The 19329-nt window shown below is 35.3% G+C and carries 20 protein-coding genes; 9 read left to right on the top strand and 11 right to left on the bottom strand.

All coding sequences use genetic code 11. The features are described from left to right. Window positions 1-3 precede the first annotated feature (3 nt). The 7 genes from J3U66_RS08165 to fliF form a co-directional block, all read right to left on the bottom strand. Complete coding sequence (locus J3U66_RS08165) at window positions 4-471, bottom strand: flagellar basal body-associated FliL family protein (RefSeq protein ID WP_065799326.1); 468 nt, start codon at window positions 469-471, stop codon at window positions 4-6. A 176-nt stretch (window positions 472-647) separates the two neighbouring features. Beyond that, a complete protein-coding gene (locus J3U66_RS08160) occupies window positions 648-1844 on the bottom strand; it encodes a flagellar hook-length control protein FliK (RefSeq protein ID WP_267348683.1) in 1197 nt (398 codons plus the stop codon). Continuing rightward, the gene (fliJ, locus tag J3U66_RS08155; protein WP_267344711.1) at window positions 1834-2295 is read right to left on the bottom strand and encodes a flagellar export protein FliJ; all 462 of its coding nucleotides are present in this window, start codon (window positions 2293-2295) and stop codon (window positions 1834-1836) included. Before fliJ ends, J3U66_RS08160 begins: the two co-directional genes overlap by 11 nt. A gap of 12 nt (window positions 2296-2307) precedes the next feature. Further along, window positions 2308-3681, bottom strand: coding sequence for a flagellar protein export ATPase FliI (gene fliI, locus J3U66_RS08150; protein ID WP_267348681.1), 1374 nt, complete (start codon window positions 3679-3681; stop codon window positions 2308-2310). Between the two features lies 1 nt (window position 3682). Then, complete coding sequence (locus J3U66_RS08145; protein ID WP_267334089.1) at window positions 3683-4435, bottom strand: flagellar assembly protein FliH; 753 nt, start codon at window positions 4433-4435, stop codon at window positions 3683-3685. Continuing rightward, on the bottom strand, window positions 4428-5432 hold the full coding sequence (fliG, locus tag J3U66_RS08140) for a flagellar motor switch protein FliG (protein ID WP_267334088.1): 1005 nt from the start codon (window positions 5430-5432) through the stop codon (window positions 4428-4430). Before fliG ends, J3U66_RS08145 begins: the two co-directional genes overlap by 8 nt. Next, window positions 5429-7138, bottom strand: coding sequence for a flagellar basal-body MS-ring/collar protein FliF (fliF, locus tag J3U66_RS08135; RefSeq protein WP_267344712.1), 1710 nt, complete (start codon window positions 7136-7138; stop codon window positions 5429-5431). The genes fliG and fliF overlap by 4 nt, the downstream gene beginning before the upstream one ends. Window positions 7139-7301: 163 nt before the next feature. Here fliF and fliE point away from each other — a divergent pair, with 163 nt between their 5' ends. Further along, entirely contained in the window at window positions 7302-7628 is a 327-nt protein-coding gene (gene fliE, locus J3U66_RS08130) for a flagellar hook-basal body complex protein FliE (RefSeq protein WP_267334086.1), read from the top strand. Between the two features lie 230 nt (window positions 7629-7858). Here fliE and J3U66_RS08125 read toward each other — a convergent pair whose 3' ends face one another. Genes J3U66_RS08125 through fliD form a run of 3 tightly spaced genes read right to left on the bottom strand, consistent with a single transcriptional unit; the run spans window position 7859 to window position 10040 of the window. Next, window positions 7859-8203, bottom strand: coding sequence for a hypothetical protein (locus tag J3U66_RS08125; RefSeq protein WP_267334085.1), 345 nt, complete (start codon window positions 8201-8203; stop codon window positions 7859-7861). A gap of 13 nt (window positions 8204-8216) precedes the next feature. Continuing rightward, complete coding sequence (gene fliS / locus J3U66_RS08120; RefSeq protein WP_267334084.1) at window positions 8217-8597, bottom strand: flagellar export chaperone FliS; 381 nt, start codon at window positions 8595-8597, stop codon at window positions 8217-8219. Window positions 8598-8606: 9 nt separating this feature from the next. Beyond that, entirely contained in the window at window positions 8607-10040 is a 1434-nt protein-coding gene (fliD, locus tag J3U66_RS08115; RefSeq protein ID WP_267334083.1) for a flagellar filament capping protein FliD, read from the bottom strand. A 315-nt stretch (window positions 10041-10355) separates the two neighbouring features. On the opposite strand from fliD, the gene J3U66_RS08110 reads away from it, so the two are divergent. The 8 genes from J3U66_RS08110 to flgL all read left to right on the top strand — a co-directional run bounded on the left by J3U66_RS08110 (window position 10356) and on the right by flgL (window position 17769). Beyond that, the gene (locus J3U66_RS08110; protein WP_267334082.1) at window positions 10356-11168 is read left to right on the top strand and encodes a flagellin; all 813 of its coding nucleotides are present in this window, start codon (window positions 10356-10358) and stop codon (window positions 11166-11168) included. 172 nt (window positions 11169-11340) lie between these two features. Further along, on the top strand, window positions 11341-12057 hold the full coding sequence (locus J3U66_RS08105) for an RNA polymerase sigma factor FliA (protein WP_267334081.1): 717 nt from the start codon (window positions 11341-11343) through the stop codon (window positions 12055-12057). Window positions 12058-12235: 178 nt separating this feature from the next. Further along, entirely contained in the window at window positions 12236-12556 is a 321-nt protein-coding gene (gene flhD / locus J3U66_RS08100; protein WP_141671490.1) for a flagellar transcriptional regulator FlhD, read from the top strand. Between the two features lie 12 nt (window positions 12557-12568). Further along, window positions 12569-13171, top strand: coding sequence for a flagellar transcriptional regulator FlhC (gene flhC / locus J3U66_RS08095; RefSeq protein WP_267334080.1), 603 nt, complete (start codon window positions 12569-12571; stop codon window positions 13169-13171). Between the two features lie 64 nt (window positions 13172-13235). Next, window positions 13236-14126 carry a flagellar motor stator protein MotA gene (gene motA / locus J3U66_RS08090; RefSeq protein ID WP_267334079.1) on the top strand — a complete coding sequence of 297 codons (891 nt, stop codon included), beginning with the start codon at window positions 13236-13238 and terminating at the stop codon, window positions 14124-14126. Beyond that, entirely contained in the window at window positions 14123-15019 is an 897-nt protein-coding gene (gene motB, locus J3U66_RS08085; RefSeq protein ID WP_267334078.1) for a flagellar motor protein MotB, read from the top strand. Before motA ends, motB begins: the two co-directional genes overlap by 4 nt. Before the next feature lie 143 nt (window positions 15020-15162). Beyond that, window positions 15163-16806 (top strand): flagellar hook-associated protein FlgK, encoded by a 1644-nt coding sequence (flgK, locus tag J3U66_RS08080; RefSeq protein ID WP_267348679.1) that lies wholly within the window; start codon window positions 15163-15165, stop codon window positions 16804-16806. A 15-nt stretch (window positions 16807-16821) separates the two neighbouring features. After that, the gene (gene flgL, locus J3U66_RS08075; protein ID WP_267334076.1) at window positions 16822-17769 is read left to right on the top strand and encodes a flagellar hook-associated protein FlgL; all 948 of its coding nucleotides are present in this window, start codon (window positions 16822-16824) and stop codon (window positions 17767-17769) included. A gap of 531 nt (window positions 17770-18300) precedes the next feature. Here the strand turns inward: flgL and flgJ are convergent. Then, entirely contained in the window at window positions 18301-19326 is a 1026-nt protein-coding gene (flgJ, locus tag J3U66_RS08070; RefSeq protein ID WP_267344719.1) for a flagellar assembly peptidoglycan hydrolase FlgJ, read from the bottom strand. Window positions 19327-19329 lie beyond the last annotated feature (3 nt).

The raw sequence follows: 19329 nt of genomic DNA, 5'->3' as shown, positions 1-19329 counted from the left end.
TACTTACCGAAGTATAAAATCAGTAAATAGCACTTCATCAATTTTTACAGAATGTTTTGCGTCATATTGACGAGTTAACGTCGACTTAATCTTTTCTTGTAAATCAGTTTTACCGTTCTCTTTTTTAAGATTATTAACATACTGCTTTGATGCCAAAAGTAAAACATCACTTCTCACTTCTGGTAAATATTCTAACAAAACTGTTTTTTGTTGCTCATCAGCAACGCGTAACACCATACCAACATACAAAATTTTAGTCGCATCACTATTATCTTCGGCAACCGGTAACGAAAGGGTAAAAGGTTTTAAAGTTAAAAATACCGGAGATACAATTGGCGTTTCTTGCTCAACTTGAGGCTTGTTACTTGAATGATTTTGTAACCATAAATAAACTGCAGTGCCTGATGCTAATAACGTAATGATAATAAGTATTATGTTTAAAATACTTACTTTTTTCTTGGTAGTTTGCATATTAATTATTATCTCAGTAAAAATTTAAAATTATTTTTTGACCAACTAAATGGTAAAAATTACAAAAATAATAAATCATGCGCCAAAAATTGATTTGAAGAATAGACAATAAAAATATCACCTATTCGACGTTTTTAACATTGAAACAACGGCTAAACCGAAGCTAACGCCTTCACTTAAGCAAATATACTTAATCCTAAGTGTGATAATGGCTTGTCAGCCTCCACTTGCTCAACAGATTCATCAATGGTATCTGAATTAGCAGCAGTGAATTGATGATTTTTACTTGATTTATATCCAGAGGATTGCTCTGAATGATGCATCGTTGAAAAATCACTAATATTGGTTTGTGCTAAACTCATGCCTTGCTCTTCAAGGGAAGCTCTAAGATAAGGCAATGTAGATTCCAAAACACCTTTAACTGCCGAATGGGCAACTATCATATGCATATTGATTTTATCATCGAGCAGATCAAGCTTAATGTGTAACGATCCTAATTGTTCCGGGTGTAACTTGATTTCCGCACTTTGAAGACCTTGACGTGTTATTAAGCTAATTTGCTCAGTCAACGCTGCCTGCCACTGTGTTACATCAACCGGCATAGGCAAATTCATCACAAACGTCGAGGTTGAAACAGGCGCAGCTTGTTGTGAAAAAGGTTGAGTGAACGTATTAATACTGGTCACAAAATGATTATCGGCTTGGGCATGAATGACAGTATCATTATCCACAGAATTAGTTGCAAACTGATCAAATAAAGCAATGGGTTTATTTATACTACCAGAATCGAGCATCTGACTTGATGCATCTGTTTTCAAATAATGGGTGGTAATTGTTTTACCCGCCAAATCTTCTGCCATTAAACGGTTACTAGCGCCATTACGTTGATTAAAGAATTCATCTGGCTGACAGATGTTGTTGATCAATTGTTCACTATCATTGATCGATATCAACAACTCGGTAACTTGATTATTGGCAATTGTCTGAAAATCAGCATCTTGCAGCGTATTCAACGGCAAGCTATCAACCTTAGCCGATTGATTAGCATTTAAGACCCAATCTGATTTCTCAATTAAATGATGGGCAATCATATCATTTAATGTTACATCTGATCGGGAATTAACGATTTCTAGCGGAGATGGCGTTATCCATACCATAGCTAAACTATTATCATCTTGTTGAAGATCCGCGTCACTATCATCACTTATTTTTGGCGTTAAGTTAAGGCTATGTTGCAAACCTAACCCATGATTTTGATTAGCGTGTAATAATTGCTGAAATAACTCGCTATTTGCCAACGATAAATCTTCATCCGTTAAGGGTAACTGCTTTGAAGATGCTAATGCTACATCAGTGATTAGGTTAATATTCATTTAACGCTCTCCTGGCTAATTGTTGCTGAGCAAATTCATCTGTCAGTTTTTGTTGTAACCGGTTTTGTTGCTCTACATATTTTTGCTGCTGCTTATCTAACAATGTTTTATAAGTATTAAGCTTTTTTTGAGATTGATTAAGTTCATGCGTTATCTGTTTTTTTTTGATATCTAACGTCAATAATAACTTTCTTTGTTTCGCAATACCTTGCTCAAGTGTTGCAATAAAAGCCTGAAAATTTGATAATTCATGTCCTTTAATGCCATTAAATAAGGCTTTATTCAATCGTCCCTGATACTCAAGATAATACTCATTTAATAAATTGAGCTGAGACTGAGCATGACGCTGATTATCATCAGCTTTTTTTAACTTAATTAACGTATCATCTAGCGATTTTTTCGCTAACTTTTTTAATGTTAAAAACGCCAAATACCCTGAACTTTTATTCATCATCCCCCCCTTTTAATTAGTTAAAATGGGTTGCAACATATTGGCTAATTGTTGATAAGCATCTTGATAACTACAATGTTCATCAATGCCTTGTTGTAAAAAATCGTTCATTGCTGGGTACAATGTTATAGCGCTGTCTAATAAAGGATCGGTGCCCGAAACATAAGCCCCGACATTAATCAAATCACGATTTCGTTGAAAACTCGAAAATAGCTGTTTAAATAACCGAGATTTTTTTTCATCGGCAACAGGCGTTAAATCAGTCATGACACGGCTGATTGACGCTTCAATATCAATCGCCGGGTAATGCCCGGATTCTGCAAGTGAACGCGATAATACAATATGCCCATCTAAAATAGCACGAGCTGAGTCTGCAATCGGATCTTGCTGATCATCGCCTTCAGTTAATACGGTGTAAAATGCAGTAATCGATCCTTGACCTTTATCATCATTACCTGCCCTTTCAACTAATGCCGGTAATTTAGCAAATACCGAAGGTGGATAACCTTTGGTAGCGGGCGGTTCGCCAATCGCTAAAGCGATTTCTCGTTGCGCCATGGCATAACGGGTCAACGAGTCCATAATGAGTAGCACGTTAAATCCTTGATCGCGAAAGTTTTCTGCAATTTTTGTTGCATATGCCGCGCCTTGTAAACGCAGTAGCGGTGAAACATCAGCAGGTGCAGCCACCACAACCGATCGCGCTAATCCTTCTTTTCCTAAAATATTTTCGATAAAATCTTTCACTTCCCGACCACGTTCACCAATTAAGCCAACGACGATAATATCGGCTTTGGTATAACGCGCCATCATCCCTAATAAAACACTTTTGCCAACACCTGAACCGGCAAATAACCCCATTCTTTGCCCTCGACCAACGGTTAACAGCGCATTAATAGCTCGAATACCTACATCTAAGATCTCATCAATAGGTGTACGTTGTAGTGGATTGAGCGATGGATTAGCTAATCCTTGATATTCAATATTTTCAGGTAATGGCATACCATCTAATGGTCTTCCAGCTGCATCAACAACCCGACCCAACAATGCCATACCAATAGGCAACACTTTATGATTAAAGTGGGCTAAATCATATTGTGCGGTATAAACTCTAGCACCTAACAAAATACCTTCAGTGGTATCAAAAGGCATTAAATATAGAGTTTTATCGTTAAAGCCAATGACTTCACACTCCACCGCATCAATTTTTCTATGTGATTGCCGCTCAACAAAACAATTTGATCCTAACGGTAATTTTAATCCGATAGCTTCAAGTACCAAGCCCGAAGCTTTAACTAATCGTCCATAATGACGAATTAACGATAACGATTGCAGCTGCTGCGTCGCATACTCAATTTTAGCAGCCCATTGCTTTGCCAAGCTCACGCTACAGATTCTCTCCTTGTATACAATCGGCCATCATTTGCCAATGACAAGCATTGCTAGCATCGACTTGATTAGTATCGGTCCATATTTTACAGTCACCTAATTCAACATTCGTATCTGCAACTAATTGCCAATGATATTGTTTAATTTCATCTTGTAATAATGGTTCAATCCATAACAGATCATCGGGATGCAGATGCAAAGAGGCTGACTTAATTATCATCGAACCTTCGTCAATTAAGGTCTTAATGGTATGCATTAACTGTTTTTGTTTAACTTTAGATATTGTCCCGACCGTTTTTTGTGCCGCAACTAAGGCTAGATCCAACAATTGAGGAACTATTAAATCATCTATTTGATTGATAGCGGCGTGAAAATGGCTAACTAAATTAGTTATTGTCTCCACTGCTTTTAATTTTTCTGCATTAAGCTGCTGTTCAATTGCCGCTTTGCCTTCTTGCTGACCAATGGCATACCCCTGCTCATAACCTGCTTGTTGACCTATATTAAACCCTTCTTCTTTACCTAAATTAAATCCCTCTTGATAAGCTTGCTCTTTTGCTTGTTGCTTGATAATGGCTAATTGTTGTTCAATAACACTGTTGTCGACTTCAATAACTTTAGGCTCTGGTTTGGGCTCAACCTTATCAGCATGTTTAGTTATTTTCTTTTTGGTTAACTTTTGCGACTTAACTAACGTTAAATCCTGAAAACTTAATGGTTCCCAACTCAGGGTATTGGTTCGATTATACATATTCGTCATCACCGCTACTTAAAATCATTTCACCACTTTCAGCCAATTTGCGCGCAATAACCAAAATTTTCTTCTGTTCTGTTTCGACTTGAGATAAGCGCACTGGTGGTCTATTTTCTAAATCCTCACGTAAAATCGAAGCTGCACGCTGTGACATATTACTTAATAGCTTGTCACGTAATGCCACTGATGCGCCTTTTAAGGCAATAATCAATGTTTCATTATCCACCTCTTTAAGTAGACGTTGGATACTTCTATCATCGACTTCAACCAGATTTTCGAACAAGAACATTTCATCAATAATTTTCTGTGCAAGTTCACTGTCATAATCACGTAAGGAATTGATCACCAATTCTTCTTGTTGTGATTTCATCAAGTTAATAATTTCAGCCGCAGTACGAATACCACCCAGGTTATTAAGTTTAATATTTTGACCATGTAGTAACGTCGATAATGAGGCAGATAAAACCTGAAGTGCCGACGGCTCAACCCCGCCAAATGTTGCGATTCGAAGCATGACATCATTACGTAATTCATCATCAAATAAATTTAAAATTTCGGCAGCTAAGTCTCGATTTAAATGAACTAAAATTGTAGCAATAATTTGTGGATGTTCTTTTTTAACTAAATCAACCGCTCTGGCCGCATCGACAAAATTAAGCATCTCAAGTCCGTCTTTCGCCTCTTCTAAATCGACCTCTAACAACTCATCAAGTAACCGATCGGCTTTTTCAGTACCAATTGATTTTTCGAGAATTGAACGTAAATAACCATTGGTATCAGTATTAAGTACAGCACACTCTTCAAGTGTTTTTTGACATTCATTTAAGATGTCTTTCAACTGTTCTTGAGAAAGTTGTGGTAACGACATCATGGCACTACTAATTTGCTGTACCTCTTTAGGATTAAGGTATTGCATAACATTAGCGGCAAGCTCTTCACCTAACACCATTAACACAGTTGCTGCTTTTTGAGATTCACTTAAACTTAAATTCATGGATTTGTGTCCGCCTTACTTATCCAACCACGTATAATTAACGCCATGACCCGAGGATCTTTCTCGACAATTTTGCGAATATATTGTTGCTGCTGCATATTATCTTCAAATATCTTCTGCTGCTGTTTACTATGCGCCTTATAATCTAACTTATCCTCACCCGATAATTTAGTATCAGTTGAAGCATGATTCACATTAAAGAGCTGGCGTTGTAATTTAATCCATAAAGCACGTAACATTTTGCGCCAAACAAACCATAACACTAAAACATAAACAAGATATTTAATTACTGTTTTTAGCACATCATAAAACTCATGTGTTCGCCAAAATGGCAAGCTATCATCCGTTTCGAACGCTTGATCGGTAAATTTTAAATTTGCAACCGTCAACGTATCACCGCGTGAATCAGAAAATCCCATTGCTTGACGCGCTAATGCTTCAATATTATCCAGTTCATCTTTATCTAATTTCACCCACTGTGGTGCTGGTTCCTTGGCATTGTCTGATTGCTCTTGTAATTGAGATTGATCCAATTGTTGAGCCATAAACTTATAATTAACCAGCACAGCGACTGACAATCGTTTAATACGCCCTTCTGGAATTTTACTGTGCACGATTTGTCTATTTACTTCAAAATTTAACGTATTATTTGATTGTAAATTATAAATTTTTTTCTTATCGTCTTTTGATTTTGAGTCTGGATTCTCATCTATGGGCGCACTCGGTGTTGGCATAGGTTGGTTTGACAAAGCGCCCGGCACACCACCGGTGTTATCGTTTGCTGCTAACTGACGATTCTCCACTTGATGCTTACTACGTAGGGTTTGCTGAGCAGCATCACTATTGGGATCGAAGGTTTCAGATGTTGCTTCTTGCCGGCTATAATCAATATCAGCATTAACTTGCACCATAATATTTTGTTTACCTAACACCGGTGTAATGATTTTTTCGACCCGCTCTCGAATGGTATCTTCTACTTTTTGACTGTATTCTAACTGCGCGACATTGACGTTACCGTCGCGAAATTTTTCACCCGTTAATAAATGACCTTGCTGGTCAATAATTGTGACTTTTTCTGCTTGTAATTCCGGTACACTGCTTGAAATTAAATGAACAATAGCATCAATTTGCCCTTGTGATAATGAGCGTCCAGGTAATAATGTTAATGCTACAGACGCGGAAGGAAATTTTCTTTCACGTACAAATAAAGAGGGCTTAGGCATCGCTAAATGCACTCTTGCATCATCCACACTACTAATAATTGAAATGGTTCTTGACAGTTCACCTTCTAATGCGCGTTGATAATTAATCTGTTCATTAAATTGACTCATACCAAAGCTGTCTTTGTCGAGTAATTCAAAACCAACAGCACCACCTTTAGGTAAGCCTTGCTGGGCAATACGTAAGCGCGTGTCATAAACTTTATCAGCAGGAATTAAGATAGTCGATCCTGAAGATGAAAACTGATAAGGAATATTCATCTTATCGAGTTGGCTAATAATTTCGCCGCCATCTTTATCGCTCAACTGGCTAAACAAAACCCCATAATTATCGTCTTTTAGCCATAAATAGGCGATACTACTAATAGCAAGCACAACCACGCCAGCAACAAGCAGCAGCATTTTACGATTTTGTTTAAATTGATTGATAAATGGTAACTTGCTCAATATTGATTCGCCTTTGTTACCGACAGTTTGGCTATCCATAAAAACCCTAATGCTAAACTAATTAGATTTGTTCTAGAGTTTATTATCAATCCATTTAAAAAAATCAATAGCTAAAAAAGCAAATGCTTTACCCCTTACTTGTGGCATTTAGATTTAAGGTTGTATGTTAAATTCAATCACATATTGAGCAAGTTAAGAAGAGATGACTTTTAACGCCATGAACACGCTAAATACAATTAATAACACCTTTCTAGTTGATTTTAATCAAACCAACGCCACAATAAACAACCAAGCAAAGAGCGCACAATCTGATTTTACTGCGGCATTAAAAATGGCACTCGATCACATTAGCCAAACACAAATTCAGGCCCATAATCAAGCACAAGCTTTTGAACAAGGAAAGCCCAACATCACGTTAAATGAAGTGATGGTTAATATGCAAAAATCTTCGGTTTCACTTCAATTTGGTATTCAAGTACGTAATAAACTCGTTGCTGCCTATCAAGAAATCATGAACATGAATGTTTAAATACTGTTATTGTCTATGCTATCTTCAATTTGCAGGTTTAGCATTACTCACAGCTTGTCATATTGCTATAAACGGTTGTAAGCAGTGCTAAACAAGATTCAAACATCTGATAAGTGATTGCGATACCACTTATCATAACCAAAAATCACTAGCCAACAATATAACTATTTTGCTCAACATAGTTATATTTAACCGTATTTTATTAATAAAACTAAAGCTAATAAGACAAATTAGATTAAACTTGCAATTTTTTGATAGCTATCAAGCTTTGTTTGATAATCGACTTGTTCGCCAATTAACTCTTTTAATTGAGCATGACGATAAATAATTAATTGGCTAATTTGCTGTTGATAGCTATGAATATTTTTAATATACATACTAAATATATCTTGCTGTTTTAAAGGTATTTTATCAACAGCAGTGAGATCATCGACTTGCATAATCGCTTTCGTTAATTGGTGATATTTAGCTTGCCAAGTTAACAATAAATCCCAATTTTCATCACGCGCATTGATAAGCATTTGTTCAGTGACATAATTAAGTTGTTCATATTGTTCTAATAAAGATGTTTTCACATTCCATTCCTTTTTATCTCGCAATTTCGCGCCAAGATTCAGCAATATTATTAAGCAAATCAAAGCAAGTTTGTAATTTTTGCCTATCATTATGTAAATTTGCTAGCACCAATTGTTGAGTCATATAGTGATATAAACGATCTAAATTTTCAGCAATTTCGCCACCTTGTTCTAGGTCTAAACAACTTTTCAACCCATTATCAATTATATTAATGGCTTTTGAAATTGCTGCGCCTTTACCCGCAATATTGCCTCGTTCAATGTGTAAACTGGCCAAGCGAATAGCATTAAGTGCACCATCAAACAGTAATACAATCAATTGATGTGGGGACGCCTGGCTAACTTTTGTTTCTAAACTAACTTGCTGATAAGCATCAGAACCAACTTTATACATCGGGTATTCCTATTTTTTTAAATTGGCCATCATGTCAAATTGAGTAGATAAATAGTTACTCATGCTATCTAACGAGCTGATTAAAACATCCAACTTAGTAAATTGCACTCGATAGCGTTCAACAGTTTGTTCAATTGAGTTATTCACTTGTTCATAACGCTTATCTAATGATTTTAATGTCGAATTTAAACCATTCGTTGCTGAATCAATCATACCGTCATTATCAATAAATCCACTAATCTTAGCGAAAACCTCATTAGCGATACCGCTATTTTGACCATCACCAATAAACAACTCAGCAACAGCTTCACTATTCTCACTCAGTACTTTTTGTAATTGATTTTGGTTAATCGTTAATGAACCATTATTATCCATATTCACACCAATTTGTGCTAAAACCGAAAACTCCCCAGCCTGCCCTTTTGCAAAAATTGAACGAATACTTTGATCGATATTACGTAAAGTAGAATCACCAATAAGCGGTCCATTATTACTATCTAACTCTTCGGAATTGGCCTCTTTTGCGGTAAATTTAGTCAAGCTCGATATAGTTGATTGTAATTGGTTAAATGCTTCAACCCACTGTTTAATAGCTTCTTCAGCTTTTTCGTTATCAGCCGTTATGGTTAAATTTTCGCTAGTTGTAGTCGTTGCCTTTAACGTAATATCAATACCCGCAACCACATCTTTAACGGTATTTGAAGCACTGGTAATGGCAATACCATTAAAAGTAAACTTAGCATCTTGCGCTTGACAAACTTCAGTCATATTAGCATTATCTTTTTGATTATAGTCAAAGCCAATTATGTTATTTAACTGCTCATCATCTGACGAAATGGACGTAATAGTCTGTTGTTCACCGGTCTCTTTAGCGGTGATAACTAACTGATAACTTCCTGTACCTGAACGAACAACGGCTGCATTCATCGTCGATTCACTCGTGCTACCATCAGCATTCGTTACTTTGGCGTGATTAATTGCATTAGCAATTGACTCAAGCGAGGTTTCATCTTTAGATAACACAATATTGAGTTCACTACCATTAGCTTGCTTAATGGTCATTGTGCGGCTTTCACTATCACTTCCTAGACTCATATTTTTATCATTAATTGACGTTGTTGCAACGCTATGCGAAGTCGCTAATTGCTCAACGCTCACAGCATAATTACCCGATTGTGCCTGACTATTTACTTTAGCTGTAAAATAACTATCATTGCCAGTTGCGAGTTTGCTTTGAAATAAATCTTTTTTCTGCAATTTTTCGGTGGCTGAATTAAATGCCGTTAACGCACTTTTTAACTTACCAAATCCACTAATTTTGGCATTAACCGCTTTTTGTTGTGATTTAATTGGAGTTAAACGTGTTTTTTCAACAGACTCTAATTGATTTAAAACTTCATTAAGATCGATTCCTGAACCGATACCTAACACACTCATTGCCATTATCTGATCAACCTATAACAATTATTCGATAAGTTTTATATCGGCTAACTTACTAAAAAGTTTAATCAGGTTTGAAATTTTATCGCGACATAATAAAAACGGTGCGTTTTTATAAAACATAAAAAATAATTTAATTAAATGATTTATATCAATTTACCTAACAAAAATCGCCATTAAAACTGAGTAAAATCACCCATAATGTAGAAAAAAATTAAAGTTTCTTTTTTTACTACCGATACATTATCTGTCAGCAAGAATATTGAATTAATAATCAGTATCACGTTGATTTTACTAATAATATTAAAGGAGATAAAAATGGCACAAGTAATTAATACTAATACGATGTCTTTAATGGCAAAAAATAACCTTAACAATTCACAAAGTGTGCTTGGCACAGCTATTGAACGTCTTTCATCTGGTATGCGTATTAACAGCGCTAAAGATGACGCAGCAGGTCAAGCTATCGCTAACCGTTTTTCTTCAAACATTAAAGGTTTAACTCAAGCTGCACGTAATGCAAATGATGGTATCTCACTTGCGCAAACAACTGAAGGTGCATTAAACGAAATTAATAACAACGTACAACGTATTCGTGAATTAACCGTTCAAGCAGCAAACGGCACTAACTCTCAAAGCGATTTAGAGTCAATCCAAAACGAAATCGATCAACGTTTAGAAGAGATCGACCGTGTATCTAAACAAACTGATTTCAATGGTTCTAAAGTATTGTCAGCAGATAAATCACTAAAAATCCAAGTTGGCGCAAATGACGGCGAAACCATTGAAATCAATTTGAAAAAAATTGATAGTACAGAATTAGGTCTAGCCGCTTTCAATGTATCAAACACACCAACAGCAGATCCATTAAAAACACTTGATGCAGCATTATCAAAAATTGATGCATTACGTGGTGAGCTTGGTGCGGTACAAAACCGTTTTGAATCAACTGTAAATAACATCAATAACACAGTAAATAACTTAAGTTCTGCACGTAGCCGAATTGAAGATGCTGATTATGCAACCGAAGTATCTAATATGACGCGCGGTCAAATTTTACAACAAGCAGGTACATCTGTATTAGCACAAGCTAACCAAGTACCACAATCAGTACTATCTTTATTACAATAAGTTTTTTATCTAAATTTTTCTGGTTACTCTAATTTTGAACTTAGCAATAACGGTTTAATTTCCGTTATTGCTAATAATGCCAAATACCTATTATTTATTACGCTATTCTCGCCATTAAATTAACCGATTATCACCATAATACCATCAGGCATTTTTTACATTGGTTCATAAAATGAATGATAAGCTTTATAACTCACAAGGTGTAATGAATGAAGCTGATTGGCAAAAATATACTCATTTGGTTCGTAATGAAGCACTAAAATTAGCAGTACGTTTACCTACAACAGTAGAGCTTGATGATTTATTACAAGTTGGTTATATCGGTTTATTAGACACAATAAAACGTTATGATGCATCACAAGGTAATACGTTTACAACCTTCGCCATCCCGCGAATCAAAGGCGCCATGTTAGATGAGTTACGTAGTCGAGATTGGCTACCTAGACAAACACGCAAAAAAATTAAAGATGTCACTCAGGCAATTCATCAACTTGAACAGCAGTTAGGTGTTGCACCAACTGATCAACAAATTGCCAATTACTTACAATTATCTCTAAGCGAATATCGAAAAATATTATTAGATTCCAATTATAGCCAACTATATTCTTACGACGAAATACAAAAAAAACTTGGTGACAGTTTGGATGCGATGATTGATTATCAAGATGATAACACGCCTTTTTCCAACATCATTAACGATGAAATGCGTAATATCATTATTGAACAAATAGAAAAACTGCCAGAAAAAGAAAAAATGGTGTTGGCGCTTTACTATCAGGAAGAGCTCAATTTAAAAGAGATTGGTAAAATTATGGATATTAGTGAGTCACGAGTCAGCCAATTACACAGCCAAGCAATAAAAAGAATACAAAGTAAAATTAGCTTATAAAAAAGAGCTAAATAAAATTTAATTAATCGAAAATAAATTGAAATTATTTTTTTATTGATTTTTTTCGTTTAAAAATGTAATTTTAAGCATAAAAAAATATTTCTAATAAAAATTTATTTATTTCGCACTTTTTAATGCGAATTTTACTGAATAGGGATTGGTGATTAAATTGGGTAATATATTAGATGACGATATTCTTAAATGCATACATCATTTGAATCTTTCAACATTACTACTAAGTCAACGCATGCTTGAAAAAGATAAAGTAATGGCGATGTATCGACTAGGTATTGATGAAGAAACAGCAGACATGCTTAGTAATCTCAGTGCTTCTCAAATGTTAGTGTTGTCTGAAACCAACCAATTAACATTTAAATTACGTTTTGAAAATTCAGAAATGATGAAAAAACTAACCGAAGAATCTCGTGTGAGTGACATTAAGCAGATGCATACGGGAATTCTTTTATCTAGTTTACTATTAGATTCAATCAATAAGTAATAGGAAATTAGGATGAGATGCACAAGTATTATTCAAAAATATAAGGAAGTTCAACTGGCCATTCGACTAATTTCGTTAGGTGCTAGAATTCAAATGCTGGAAAGCGAAACCAACTTAAGTCGTGGTAAATTAATCAAATTATATAAAGAGATCCAAGGTTGTCCACCACCTAAAGGATTATTACCCTTTTCGACCACCTGGTTTATGACATGGGAACCCAATATTCACTCTAGTATTTTTTATAATGCTTATCACTTTTTGGTGAAACATGGTACCAAACCCGGCATTCAATCAATTCTAAAAGCCTACCAACTGTATTTAGAGCAATGTCCGTCTTATAATGAAGAGCCAGTTTTAGGACTTACCAGAGCGTGGATCTTAGTCAAATTTGTTGAAAGCAATGTAATGCAACAATCATGCTGCAAAGCATGTAAAGGGCGATTTATTACCCATGCTTATCAACCGCATAATAGTTTTATTTGTAGTTTATGCCAACCACCGTCAAGGGCAGAAAAAAATAACAAAACACAGAAAGAAAACCATGCAAAATGCTTACAAGTATTATCAATACCCAATGGTTTTAATTCGATTATTGCAAAACAAATGACAGCTTAAATCAACATTATAAAAAAATAAGCATAGTTAATCACGATCAGTTTATGGAGAAAAAGGAAAGCCAATGCTCATCATTGTAGGATATATCGTTGTTATCGCTTCTGCCCTAGTTGGGTATGTACTTAGTGGAGGGTATTTAGCCGTACTTTTTCAACCGTTAGAATTTCTAATTATCGGCGGAACCGCTATCGGCGCGTTTATTGTCAGTAACGAAAAAAAAATCATTATCGCTACACTTAAATCGTTAGGTCAATTATTTAAGACATCAAAATATAATAAAACATTGTACTTAACTCTGATTAATTTAATGTACACCATTTTAACTAAAGTTCGCCAAAATGGCGGATTATCTATTGAGGCTGATATTGATAACCCGAAAGAAAGTGAACTATTTAAAGCTTATCCACTTATTTTAGCAAATCCTCAAATCTGTGATTTTATAACAGATTATTTGCGATTAATGATTAGTGGCAACATGGAAGTATACGAAATTGAAGCATTAATGAATGAAGAAATTGAAACCAAGTTACATGAATTAGAAAAACCAGTCGATGCCATTTCAAGTGTAGGCGATGGCTTACCCGCATTTGGTATCGTTGCAGCCGTTATGGGGGTTATTAATACGTTAGCACAAGCTGACAGACCGGCAAGCGAATTAGGAGAATTAATTGCTCACGCGATGGTAGGAACGTTTTTAGGTATATTACTCGCCTACGGTTTTGTTTCACCTTTAGCTGCACTTTTAAGACAAAAAAACGCCGACAGTGTAAAAATCTTGGAATGTGTCAAAGTGATATTAATTGCAAGTATGCATGACTATGCCCCTCAAATTTGTATTGAATTTGGACGTAAAACCATATTTTCTCATGAAAGACCTTCTTTCTTTGAATTAGAAAAATACCTACAAGAAATCAAAGAAAAAAATACTCAGCAAACAGAAAACAGTGAACAATGAAAAACAACTCAGTAAAAATAATTATCTCTAAAAAAAAATCTGGGCATAGTGGTGGGCATCATGGTGGTTCTTGGAAAATCGCCTATGCCGACTTTATGACCGCTATGATGGCACTATTTTTAGTCATGTGGTTAATTGCTAAAGCTAGCCCTCAAGAATTACAAGGCATTGCTGAATATTTTAGAACCCCTTTAATACTGGGGCAAAATGGCGGAAAAAACCTCAGTGATAGTGAAAGTCCAATACCTGGCGGTGGCGATGATTTTCACAAAAAAATAGGGGAAGAAAACAATACCACCTTGCATCAAGACCTGACTGATTCTGAGAAAAAACAGGTTGAAAAATTACAGTTAATCGAAACCGCACGCAAAATTAATGAAGTATTTGAACTCGATCCACGACTTAAAAAATTAGCGGCAAATTTAATTATAGAATTGACTGAAATGGGGTTACGAATCCAAATTTTGGCTAGCGATGATAAGCCCATGTTTGATGTCGGCAGTGCTGTGATTCACCCTAATATGCAAGAAATTTTAAATGCATTAGCACCAATCATTAATTCACTACCTAACAAAATTACGCTATCGGGTCATACCGATGAACGCCAGTATATCACAGGTGATCGGGGTTATAGTAATTGGGAGTTATCAGCTGACAGAGCAAACTCATCAAGAAGAGAACTGATTGCTGGTGGCTTAGATTCAAACAAAATTATTCGTATTATTGGATTGGCTGATACCGTAAGCTTAAATAAACCCAATTACAGTAATGATGCCAATCGTCGTATCAGTATTTTAATCTTAAATAAATCAGCACAACAATATATTGAAGATGAAAATAATATGACTGGCATTGATTTTTTAAAACAATCACAAAAAATTCAATCCGAATAATGCAGCATAAAAAGTTTTACCAAAAATCAGCGTTGTTTAATTTTGCAAAAAATAATTAAAGTTTTTAGCAATTAATCCGATATAGACAATATTCGTTTAGTTAATTATTGCGTGACTAACTAACACTATATTTGGGAGTTTTTATGTCAAATTCATTGATGAATACTGGTATTAGTGGATTAAATGCAGCACAAAATATGCTTAATGTTATAAGCAATAATATCAGTAATGCACATACTACGGGTTATAATCGTCAACAACAAATTTTAAGCCAAGCAAATAGTACTAAATATGGTTTTGGTTTTGTTGGTAATGGTGTGTGCGTCAGTGCTGTTAATCGAGCCTTTAATGGATTTGTTGTTGGACAATTACGCCAAGCACAGTCACAAAATGGTTCAATAAAAGCGTATTACAATGAATTATCTAAAGTGGATAATTTATTAGCTGAAAATGAAAATAGTATTGCATCACAACTCAATAATTTATTTTCTAGCTTAAATAAACTTTCATCAAATGCCGCTGACGCTGCAACTAAGCAAACGGTGATTAGCGATCTCACTTCACTAGTAAATCAATTTAATAAAACCGAATTAAATTTAAAAAATCAAATTGCCAATATTAATACTGAACTAAGCAATAACGTTAATCAAATCAACGCTTATACCAAACAAATTGCAGAACTAAATCAAAAAATTTCAAAACTACAGGCTGTGGGTGAAGCAAACCAACCTAATACGCTGCTTGATGAACGCGATCAGCTAGTCAATGAATTAAGTGAAATTATCGGCATCACTGTCACCGAACAAAATGGTCAATATAATATTTCGCTTAGTAATGGCTTAAATTTAGTACAAGGTGCATCAGTTAATCAACTATCAGTACAACCTTCAACAGATGACCCTTCTTTAAATACAATTATTTACACTCATCCTTCTGGTGCGACTCAAGAACTCACAAGTCAACATATCACATCAGGCCGATTAAATGGATTATTAACTTCTCGTGATGGACCACTCCTAGAAGCACGTAATCAATTAGGTTTAATTGCATTAAATTTGGCTGAAAGATTTAATCAAGTCCATATGTCAGGTGTTGATATCAATGGTAATGCTGGCGAAAAATTATTTGATTACAATGCGCCTAGCAGTATCGCCAATATTAAAAATCAAGGAAATGCCGCGGTAACCATTGATTATCAATCAGTTAAGGATATTAAAGCGTCTGATTATAAAATCGAATTTAATGGTAGTGATTGGATAGTAACGCGATTATCTGACAATCAGCAAATCACGCCTCAAGTTGAGAATGGTGCATTAAACTTTGATGGTTTATCAATAAAAATCACAGGTACACCAGTTAATGGCGATTCGTTTATGCTTAAACCAGTTGCTAATATTGCTTCGTCATTACAATTGTTGGTAAAAGATGTTAATCAACTTGCTACTGGGCTTGCCGATGACGAAAACGGTACTGGTGACAATCGTAATGTGGCAAAATTTTTAGAGATACAAAATGAAAAATTAATTAATGGCACCAAAACATTAAACAGTGCTTACAACACCTTAGTAAGTTATATTGGCAGTGAAACGCATACCGCCAAAATTTCTCTGCAATCCAACCAAAATATTACAGATCAGATTTATGAGCAAAATCAATCTATATCAGGGGTTAATATTGAAGAAGAGTATATTTCGATGCAGGTTTATATGCAGTATTATCAAGCTAATGCAAAAGTAATTGATGCTGCAACAACACTATTCGATACCATCTTAGGTTTGGCTAATTGATAAAAGGGTTTAATAATGCGAATTAGTACTAATTCAATGTATCAAAAAAATTTAAATAGTATCTTAAATACTAACAATAAATGGCAAAAATCTGGATTACATTTAGCAACAGGTAAGAAAATTTTAACACCTTCAGATGATCCGATGGGGGCATCACAAGCACTGATCCTTAAACAAGCACAGTCGAAGAACGATCAATTCCAAGCAGCACGCGAAAGTGTTGATAAATCATTAAGCCGACAAGATACGATTTTAAAAGAAGTTAATACCGTCATTCAAACTATTCAAGAAACGTTAGTTTATGCCGGAAACGAAACATTAAATGACGAAAACCGCCAAGATCTTGCCAATAAATTACAAGGTTTAAAAGATCAACTTATTTCATTAGCCAATGCTAAAGATACCAATGGTAATTATTTATTTGCCGGTAACAAAAACGACACACCACCATTTGTTGTTGATGAAGCAGGTAAAGTCAATTATGTGGGTGGAACATCACAAATTAACGTTTTGATTGATGACACGCGCGAAGTTTCACTTAGTTTTACCGGTGCACAAACCTTTATGAGTGGCGCCAATCCAAACCAACCTGATGCACCAAGCGACATCTTTGCCAGCCTAGATTATGCGCTTGATGCGTTAAATATGAAATTAGACAATAACGATGAAGATGCCATTAAGCAATTTCGAGCAGGATTAACTCAAGCAAGTTTAGGGATTGATAATGCTTTTGATAACATATCAACTTTAAGAGCGGCTGGCGGAACAGTATTAGCAGAAGTAGAAAGATTATCGGCTTTAGGTGACAGCTTAGATATTGAATTTGAAACCCAAATCAGTCAAATTGAAGATGTCGACTGGTATGAAGCAATTTCAGATTATGTAATGTTACAGGCAAATTTACAAGCTGCGCAATATACTTTTATGAATATGCAAAGTATGTCTTTATTTCAAATGAAGTAATTAACTATTTTTAATAGTTGTACTTTTGTTGCAATCATCATCAGTAAGACATCTCTAAAAATTAAAGGCGGGTTTACCCGCCTTTTTGATTATAGCAACTCGCGCCAACAACCAAAGTGCGCTTAGTTAAAAGCAATTTGTTTAAAACCACGGGTGGATATTGATGGTATTGTTGCTGCAATTTGCTCAATACGACCAATAATTTGAATTAGTTTATTGCGATGATACTTATTGCAATCATCATCAGTAAGATCTATCTCAAAAAATTAAAGGCGGGTTTACCCGCCTTTTTGATTATAGCAACTCGCGTCAATAACTAAGGTGCGCTTAGTTAAAAGCAATTTGTTTAAAACCACGGGTGGATATTGATGGTATTGTTGCTGCAATTTGCTCAATACGACTAATGATTTGAATTAGTTTATCGCGATGATACTTATTGCAATCATCATCAGTAAGATCTATCTCAAAAATTAAAGGCGGGTTTATCCGCCTTTTTGATTATAGCAACTCGCGTCAATAACCAAAGTGCGCTTAGTTAAAAGCAATTTGTTTAAAACCACGGGTGGATATCGATGGTATTGTTGCTGCAATTTGCTCAATACGACCAATAATTTGAATTAGTTTATCACTATAGTTTGGATCGGTAGCATAATTTGCCGCTTGTAATGCTTTGGCAGCCGAGCGAGCATCAGGCGCATTAACCACAGCACGATAACGAGGACTTTTGGTTAATAAATTGAGATAATCAGTCAATGCATGTTGTTTACTGTTATAAACTTTAAATTCATCCTGAATTTTTATCATCCGATTATTCACAAATTCTTGAGTGGTTAAGCGCGTTGAACTACCTTTCCAGGCAGGCGTCGCTTTAATCCCAAAGTAATTGTGACTGGTGAGATTATCTGCTGTTTTAATTTCCTTTTGCCCCCAGCCCGTTTCTAATGCTGCTTGTGCAATTATAACTTCATAAGGAATACCAGAAATCCCCGATGCTTGCTTAGCGGGTTTAAGCCACTGTTGCACGAAGGTTGTAACATGATCAGCATCAAGATCTTGGCGCGTAGTGTCAAAAGCTAACTCATTTGACTTAAGTTGTGATGCATTGTCTGCCTTATGTTGATGATACAGCATTTGCCCTAATGCTTGAGGTGAAAGATGCGAAGTATTTTTAGAAAATAAAGATTGAGCCAATTTTAAATTAGGATGTTTATTATTGCTATTAGACTGCATGTTAATCTTGGCTGCATCAGGTGAAGACTTGGTTAATTGTTGAGTGAGCATATTGGCTAATCCCAATCCTTTACCTGCAGATTGTTGTGCTATTTGCTGATCAAACATCGAGGTAAACAGCTGAGTGGCTGCACTAGTAAATAATCCCCCTTCTGGTACAGCCTTACGCATTGATTGCATCATCATATTAATAAAAAGTGTTTCAAATTGTTCGGCAACTTGTTTGATACTATCATTTGCACCGGTTGTCACATTTCGTTTTAAATGATGCAAACTCGATAAATCATAAGCAAAACGGTTAAAACTCTGGCCAATTTTATTATTCATCTT

Source organism: Gilliamella sp. B2969 (assembly GCF_026536195.1).
Classification (GTDB): Bacteria; Pseudomonadota; Gammaproteobacteria; order Enterobacterales; family Orbaceae; genus Gilliamella.
Note: the sequence above shows the minus strand (reverse complement) of the source record. Positions and strands in the feature narration are given on the sequence as shown.